The sequence below is a fragment of the Bartonella sp. AP331QHHD genome (assembly GCF_042195905.1).
Lineage (GTDB): Bacteria > Pseudomonadota > Alphaproteobacteria > Rhizobiales > Rhizobiaceae > Bartonella.
The window spans coordinates 1-1,069 of sequence record NZ_JBHIPG010000084.1 but is presented as its reverse complement, the minus strand read 5'-3'; the positions used below and the strand labels follow the sequence as shown (position 1 = coordinate 1,069).

The window sequence follows — 1,069 nt, the reverse complement described above, 5'->3', positions numbered from 1 at the left end:
AGGTGCTGGCTATGAAAATGGAAAATGGGTTGCACCCACATTCAAACTTAAAACTGTCAATGATGATGGTAGCACTGGTGATGAAAAGGTTTACAATAGTGTAGCGGAAGCACTTGCGGGTGTTGCAAGTTCTATCACGAATGTTCACAATGATGTGACCAATGTAGTCAGTGATAGCCTTGCCAAGCAGGATGAAAAGACAAAAGTTATCACTATTGGTAAAGAAGTAGAAGGTNTGTAGTCAGTGATAGCCTTGCCAAGCAGGATGAAAAGACAAAAGTTATCACTATTGGTAAAGAAGTAGAAGGTAGTGAAATCAACATAGCCAACAAGACTGGTTCGGATCGGACACTTTCAGGTGTTGGTGAAGCAACAAAGGATAATGAAGCTGTTAACAAAGGTCAGCTTGATAAAGGTTTGAAGGATCTTTCTACCAGCCTTCAGTCAGATGACTCGGCTGTTGTTCATTACGATAAAACAGGTGATGAAACTGATTATACGAGTGTGACTTTAGGCAAAGGTAAGGATAAGGCAGCTGTTGGTCTTCATAATGTTGCCGATGGTCAGATTGCCAAGGGTTCACATGATGCAATCACGGGTGGACAGATTAATAAAATAGGTGAGGATGTAGCTAAGTTTTTAGGTGGAGAAGCGTCCTTTAAAGATGGAGCTCTTACACAGCCAACGTATAAATTATCTTACATTGCTAAAGATGGAGTTGTAACAGAGAGTGACTTTCAAGGTGTTGGAACCGCTTTTTCAGGTCTTGATACAAATATCAAGAATGTGAATGCAAGGATTAAAGAGGTTTCTGAAGGAGTAGCACAGGATTCTTTGTTATGGAGCAAGGAAGCCGATGCCTTTGTAGCGCGTCATGAAAAGAGTAAAGAAGAAAAAGGCAAAGCTGTCAGGACACAAGAAAACAGTAGAATTACGTTTCTAGCAAATGGTGAGATTAGCGCTAAATCAACGGATGCTATCACGGGTAGTCAGCTTTTTGAAACGAATGATAAGGTTGTTACTTATTTAGGAGGCAATGCAGCTTTTAATAATGGTGTGTTTACTGGGC

At 40.5% G+C, this 1,069-nt stretch carries 1 pseudogene; it reads left to right on the top strand.

Annotation, left to right across the window (positions count from 1 at the left end):
- Positions 1-417: 417 nt before the first annotated feature.
- Positions 418-1,069: pseudogene (locus ACFIMS_RS09805) on the top strand (hypothetical protein); the annotation flags it as partial.